Below are 6896 nucleotides of genomic sequence, written 5' to 3'. Positions count from 1 at the left end.
CGTCATTTGACGGACATCCTTTCATATAGGTTTGATTCACTTAATATGATACCTGATGTCACGCCGAATGGCGTTTTTGCATTTACCACCAATTAGGTGGCTAACTTCATTCTATAATCTACCCTTTTTAAAAATGTTGAAGATTTAATTGTAGCATTACAAAACTTGAATTAGAATGAGTGACTCTCTTTAGAAAAGGGCACGGAATTATCCGAAATTCTGTCCTTATCTCTGGAGAGATTTTTTGTCTAATTGAAATCAAAAAGTTGAAGCTTAATTTAAGCAATCATTTACTTTAACAAAAATAAATAAAAACCACCTCCAATCAAAACTTGAAAAATCATGCCAAATCAACGAAAATAATGATAAATATACCAAAAAGTAAAGGATAACATTTATGACTAATGATCCAAGCTTAAATAAAATTCATATCGTTTTTAACGGCCAAGAAACTCCACCGATGAAAGTGAGCCAACTTTTTGACTCCCGGCGCTTTAACCGTTTGATTGCGGTAACGGGGACCGTCACGGCCAGCTTTATTAACGATTACCTGAGTAAATTCATTCAAGTTGAAATTGCTCTTCAAACACCCAAAGCAAAAGATGCGCGCACCGCTGAAGATGCAATTACCAAGGAAGCATTAGCAAACGCACTTTTAGCAACGGCTAACAAGCGCCCCGCCAAGCTCTTTGAGGGATTAACCAGCGCCAACCAATCAAACGTCCTCACCGGGTTGTTTAACGTTGAATTTTCACCAGTGCAAGCCCTGCATTCGCGGTTCTACCTACTCAGTAACTCGGACACTCATGACACGCGGGTAATTCTGGGAAGCTTTAACCTCGACCAAAAGGATTTTGACAAAAATCAAAACCGTTTTGAAGAAATTTTGGTTTTTGATAGTGATATTCGGCTTTTTCAAAACCTCAGCGAACACTTTAAAAAAGACATCAAACCAATTTTGCGGCCTTACTTCAGCGCCAACTTACTAAAAGCCGCCCAGGACCAGTTAGATGAAGGTGCCAAGGACAAACAGGCCACCGGGAATCAAGTCGTCATTCTCGACAATGAAACAACCGATCAAATTGCTGCAGCAGATATGACTGATATCATCAGCCATGATGTCCAGCAGCTTTTAGATAAGAAAATTCTTCCTGAAACAACTACACTTGCAATGCGGGAAGTAACGACCAACCGCTCACAGACTAAGGAAGCTATTGAGCGGGACATTAAACAGCATGACACGATTTATACTCTGCAGAAGGGTTCTGTTTCGCCACGGGCGGCTAAACCCAAGATCAAGACTCGTGAAAAGATCTACCAACAGGTTCAACAAGCCCTGATCAGTGGGATGACTCCTCAACAGCGTAGGGCTGAGAAAAAATACACAACCTTTCTATATGATCGGCCAATGGAGCGAAATCTGCTGGCCAATAACAGTGGATTATACGTGCCAAACGATGCCGGGACCCATCCAATCCCCTTTGGCAAACTGGCGACGATCAGCCAAATCCGCGATGGCCTGAAGAGTATCAATGCCGTCTTGGATGGCTATCGAAAATATGTGGTGGACTATAGCGATGAGTACGGGAAACGGTTCTATGAAGCCATCCTTTACGCCTTTACCGCGCCATTTTTGTGGGAAATTCGCCAAAAGGCTAGCTTGAACCCGGAAGACGGGAACGACGTACCCAACTTTCTGGTGCTGGGGGCAACTGCTGGTTCTGGGAAATCGACGCTCTTGCGGATCATTAACCAGCTGACTTGGAATACTGATCGTTCTTTGATCGATTTCGGGACAATTTACCCGACTGAGACCGCACAAAAGAAGACTAAGACGGTTGAGGCAATTGAACATTACATGAAACAGGGGAGTTCCTACCCGGTCCTGCTGGATGAGATTGAGCCTTACTTCTTCCAACAGGATCAGTATAGCCGTCACCTGGTGGTTGATACAATGAATGAGCTGATCAATAACCCGCACCCAATTGCGCCATTAATTGGGACAACCAACTATGATTCCGGCTTCACGATGCTCCGCGAAACCGCACGGCGGACTTACTACCTGCAAATGGACAAGGTAATCGATGACCGGCAAAAGGGTGAGGCCAACAAGTATATCTACAACGTTCGCCAGACCCTGAATAATACGCTCTTCAAGGACTTTGCTATGCGTATGGCCAATCTACTGGAAGATGATGAGACGCCATGGCGTGACTTCAACACCGCCACTGGTCAGCTTGACTTCCTATCAAACACCCGGAAGATCTTCCGTGATTACTACAAGATGGCTGGAATGGAAGTGCCAGCGTACTTTGCAGATCAAATTTGTGATGACTTCCAGGAAAGTTCCCGGAACAGCTGGGCCAAGCTGTACATCACCCAGGCCGATGACTTTAAATATCGTCAAGCCGATGACAGTCTCTTATTCGACATTTCCAAGCTTAACACCTTCAACGGCTTCTCGGCCGATAGCATCGAGAAGTACCGTAATGCCCTGCCAATTGAGCTTTGCGTTGATGGGATTAATGGAAAACGGGGGAAGTTCGTGGAAATCAAAGCTCCGGACTTCTTTAAGTGGATTGGGGAACGCAATCCATACGATAGTGGAACCGAAACCACTACGGATACGGACCTGTCATCCCCAACTGAGGAGGAGAAGCCGCAAGCAGAATCTCCAGTTGAAAAGCCAGCTAAAAAGAAGGGCTTCTGGGCCCGCCTGTTTGGCTAAACTTTCATTGCGACGAAGCAAAAAATTTGCTTTGCCGCTTTTTTGCTTTAAATTTAGGTTTGCTTTAAATTGCCGGATTTTTTGCACCAATTGAACAAACTTGCGCGATAATAATGATAGACGAAATGGTGAAAAGAGATGATTAGATGAAGCGTCTCCATAAAATTGGTAAATTTATTGGCTACGGACTGGGCGGATTACTTCTCGTCCTTATGGTGACGCAGGTCTTTCTTCTACGGGGAACGGCCGGGCAAACGCTCAATACGCATGCTTATCGGGACGATATTCACTATTCACGGGTACCAACGCTGCTCATCCCCGGCTGGGGCGGTAATACGGTCACCTATAACCGGCTGATCAGGACCTACCAGCGGCAAAATGTCGCCCAGAAGGTAATGACCGTTTGGGTTTCTCCGCGCAACCATATCCGGGTCAGCGGGAGTTGGCACGGGCAAAAGAATGCCCTGATCCAGGTGCTATTTGACTGGAACTACAGTGCCACCTATCACCCCCAAGTTACTCAGCTGCGCCATGTCCTGATTTATTTACGGACCCACTACGGGATTAAGCGGACCAACGTCATCGCTCATTCATATGGCGGGACCGAATTTATTCACGCCTACATGGGGTCAAAATGGCTCCAGCACCACTTACAGCTACATAAGTTGGTCTTTCTCGGGGTTCCAGTGGAGGAAAGTCTGCCGGAGCGACTGTCCTATCGTTATCCACTCATTCATCATTCCAAGGATCAAAACTTTCAACGCCTTTATCATCAAATGAAAGACTGGCAGGTGAACTATCCGGTAATTATCTATAACCTGATGGGCACCAAGAAGGGAAGCAAAGTCACGGACGGTTCCGTTCCTCATATCCAATCGGAGATGCTGAAAGCTTTGATTCAGTCACACCCAACGATCGAATATCACCAGAAAAACTACCGGCACACGTCCCACACGCAACTGCATGATCGTCCGCTGATCTTGCGGCAAATTCGGCAGATTCTCTGGGGAAAGGAGTAGCAAATGCAAAAAGAACACGGCCAAGTGACCGGCTTAATTTGGCGCGGGCCGGACGACTTGGCGACTTACCGCTTGCTAAAGAACTATGCTGATCAGCATCAATTGACGGTCGCCGCGGCGGCAAAACAATTGCTTGCCGAAGCTCTGCAAAAAAACTAAAGTAAAATTTATTAAGTGTAAACATTTTACTTTAACGGTCTTTCTTACTAAAATATAGCTATAATTTTAAAATGCGAAAGAAGGACTTTTGAAGATGAAGCAAATTGTCGATCAGTATTTTGACGGGGAACGACCACTCTTTGGGGCTCACGATCTCCAACTGATTCGGACGACCTTTGGAAAAGGGGAATCCCCGTTGAAAAATGGTCACGACCTTGAGCTCGACGGGGTGGTCTTCCAGTGGAAGTACCCACTCTGGTATGACAAGCACGTCAAAGTCAACAATACCATTTGGGAAACCATGTCGCGGTCCGGTATCTGGTATACCGATGATATTACGGTGACCAACAGCGCAATCCAGGCTCCAAAGCAGTTCCGGCGCTGTGATGGAATCAAGTTGAAAAATGTTCACTTCGGAGATGCCGCGGAAACGCTGTGGTCCTGCAAGAACATCCATATGGAGAATGTCCAGGCCAACGGTGATTATTTTGGCATAAACAGTGAGAATGTTTACGCCGACCGTCTAAACCTGATCGGAAATTACGGTTTCGACGGGGCCAAAAACGTTGAGGTTCACAATTCAACGATGGTCACCAAGGATAACTTCTGGAATTGCGAAAACGTGATTGTCTATGATTCAGTTTTAAACGGTGAATATCTCGCCTGGAACACCAACCACATCACACTGATTAACTGCACGATCATCAGTGATCAGGGACTCTGTTACACTAAGAATTTGACGATGAAGAATTGCCGTCTGTTGCGGACGGACCTGGCCTTTGAATACTGTGAAAATATCGACGCTGAAATTGATTCCGCAATCATGAGCGTCAAGAACCCAATCAGCGGACGGATTAAGGCCCGTCACATTGATGAGATCATCATGGATCCAAACAAGATCGACCCTAGCAAGACGACCATCGTAACCGATGACGATTCCGACCAGCACATCAAGCAACACTAGAAGGGAAGCATGGATAATGAAATATGATTTTGACACAATCCTCGACCGTCGTGCCACTAACTCTGAAAAGTGGCGGACCAAGGATGGTGAGCTGCCATTGACCATTGCCGACATGGACTTTAAGACGGCCGCCGAGATTACGGCCGCCATGAAGAAAAAGATCGACCAGGGGGCGTTTGGCTACGAGTACCCAACCAAGGAATACTACGAGGCCGTTGCCGATTGGTACCAAAGCGAACACCACGCCCATGCCGAAACAGACTGGATGCGGTTCACAACCGGGGTTATCCCGGCCTTGACCGCCAGCGTCCATCATTTCAGTCATGAGGGCGATAACGTCCTGCTGATGGAGCCATTCTACAATACTTTCTACAACTCGATCATCAATAGCGGTCGTCACGTCATCGCCAGCCAGCAGCTCTATGACACTGCCACCCACACCTACCAGGTTGATTGGTACGATTTGGAGGACAAGTTGGCCAACTCATTGACTACCCTGATGATCCTTTGCAACCCTCATAATCCAACTGGCTATGTCTGGACGAAGGATGAACTCGGACGGATTTTGTCCCTGGCTAAGCGTCACGGTGTGATTGTGATTTCCGATGAAATTCATGGCGATTTGGTATTGGAAGGGGCGGATTACACTCCAGCCTTTTCACTGCCGAATGATTTGACGACGAATTTGATCACCCTGGTTTCGACCAGTAAGACCTTTAACTTAGCGGCCCTGCATTCGGCTACTGGGATCGTACCGAACCCGATTCTACGGGAACGCTTCGACCGGGCGATCAATAAATATGAGGTTGCTGAGCCCAACCTGCTGGCGATCCCGACAACGATTGCGGCTTATCGTCATGGCGCAGACTGGCTGCACCAGCTGAAAGATTATGTGCGGGGCAACAAGGAGTATGTTGCCGGCTTTATCAAGCAGAATCTGCCGGAGCTTCAGCTGGTTCCAGGAACGGCAACCTATTTACTTTGGATTGATACCAGTGCCCTGAGTGATGATAGCCAGCAGCTGGCCAATTTTATTCGTAAGGACACCGGTCTAATTATCAATCCGGGGACGTACTACCATGGTAACGGCGCCGGCTTTATCCGGATTAACATTGCTTATCCGCGCAAACAGATTGAGGATGGAATGAAGCGGCTGGCGAAGGCAATTGCCGATTTTCCGAATGCTAAGTAGCAATAAAGCTAATTCACAAGCAAGCTTCTTTTGTGAATTAGCTTTTTTGATTAACGAAAACTATATGATTATTGACTGCTTTTCGGTAAAATAGAAAGTAAACAGACGAGTTACTCTTATTTTAATTAAGTGGAGGAGATCCTATGCAAAAATCAAAGACCGTTTATTTTTGTGCCGGTTGGTTTACCGACAAGCAAAACCAGGCTTACAAGCAGGCAATGACAGCCATTAAGGAGAACCCAACGATTGATGTTGAGAATTCCTATATTCCGTTGCAGCACCAGTACAAGGGGCTGCGAGTTGACGAGCATCCGGAACTGCTTGAGGATAAGGAATGGGCCACGGCAACCTACAACGAAGACCGGGTCGGTGTTTCCACGTCCGACATGGTCCTGGCCATTTATATTCCCGAGGAGGAGGACGTCGGGATGGGGGTTGAACTGGGAATGGCCAGTGCCCTCGGCAAGTACATCACCGTTGTTATTCCAGACGAGGATTTTGGTAAATCAATCAATTTGATGAGTTGGGGAATTGCGGACAACTTCATTAAGATGTCCGAACTGCCAACGTATAATTTCAATCAGCCTGGTTTTAACTTCTACGATGGGGCTGTTTATTAAGAGCGCAAAAGGCATTCTTGCAATGGTGCAGGAATGCCTTTTAAGTTTGCATTGGCGATTTTTAGTTTACATAATAACGGTGCATTATTTTAATGGCAGATTGTAAAATTTAAGTTGAACATTTAAGTGGACAGAAAAACCCATCAAGGTCTTTAATGGTGTTACCGTACAATCCATTAGAAAGAAGGACCTTGATGAGCACCACTATTTTATC

Annotated in this window: 6 protein-coding genes; all 6 read left to right on the top strand. The window is 46.2% G+C overall.

Annotated features, from left to right (window positions below; all coding sequences use genetic code 11):
- Nucleotides 1–397 precede the first annotated feature (397 nt).
- Nucleotides 398–2728, top strand: coding sequence for an Aq_aa27 family P-loop NTPase (locus OCT58_RS09715; RefSeq protein ID WP_267202640.1), 2331 nt, complete (start codon nt 398–400; stop codon nt 2726–2728).
- A 146-nt stretch (nt 2729–2874) separates the two neighbouring features.
- Nucleotides 2875–3747, top strand: coding sequence for an alpha/beta hydrolase (locus tag OCT58_RS09710; protein ID WP_267202639.1), 873 nt, complete (start codon nt 2875–2877; stop codon nt 3745–3747).
- A gap of 3 nt (nt 3748–3750) precedes the next feature.
- Entirely contained in the window at nt 3751–3906 is a 156-nt protein-coding gene (locus OCT58_RS09705) for a hypothetical protein (RefSeq protein WP_267202638.1), read from the top strand.
- 94 nt (nt 3907–4000) lie between these two features.
- Nucleotides 4001–4870: a DUF3737 family protein gene (locus OCT58_RS09700; protein ID WP_267202637.1), complete on the top strand. Its 870-nt coding sequence runs from the start codon at nt 4001–4003 to the stop codon at nt 4868–4870.
- Between the two features lie 16 nt (nt 4871–4886).
- Nucleotides 4887–6062: a MalY/PatB family protein gene (locus tag OCT58_RS09695; RefSeq protein ID WP_267202636.1), complete on the top strand. Its 1176-nt coding sequence runs from the start codon at nt 4887–4889 to the stop codon at nt 6060–6062.
- 143 nt (nt 6063–6205) lie between these two features.
- On the top strand, nt 6206–6682 hold the full coding sequence (locus tag OCT58_RS09690; protein ID WP_267202635.1) for a nucleoside 2-deoxyribosyltransferase: 477 nt from the start codon (nt 6206–6208) through the stop codon (nt 6680–6682).
- Nucleotides 6683–6896 lie beyond the last annotated feature (214 nt).

Source organism: Limosilactobacillus kribbianus, assembly GCF_026413145.1.
Classification (GTDB): Bacteria; Bacillota; Bacilli; order Lactobacillales; family Lactobacillaceae; genus Limosilactobacillus; species Limosilactobacillus kribbianus.
This window is presented reverse-complemented; position numbering and strand designations above follow the sequence as displayed.

Coding starts and splice junctions, on each gene's coding strand:
- OCT58_RS09715 (WP_267202640.1), top strand. CDS start 398: ATGACTAATGATCCAAGCTTAAATAAAATTCATATCGTTTTTAACGGC.
- OCT58_RS09710 (WP_267202639.1), top strand. CDS start 2,875: ATGAAGCGTCTCCATAAAATTGGTAAATTTATTGGCTACGGACTGGGC.
- OCT58_RS09705 (WP_267202638.1), top strand. CDS start 3,751: ATGCAAAAAGAACACGGCCAAGTGACCGGCTTAATTTGGCGCGGGCCG.
- OCT58_RS09700 (WP_267202637.1), top strand. CDS start 4,001: ATGAAGCAAATTGTCGATCAGTATTTTGACGGGGAACGACCACTCTTT.
- OCT58_RS09695 (WP_267202636.1), top strand. CDS start 4,887: ATGAAATATGATTTTGACACAATCCTCGACCGTCGTGCCACTAACTCT.
- OCT58_RS09690 (WP_267202635.1), top strand. CDS start 6,206: ATGCAAAAATCAAAGACCGTTTATTTTTGTGCCGGTTGGTTTACCGAC.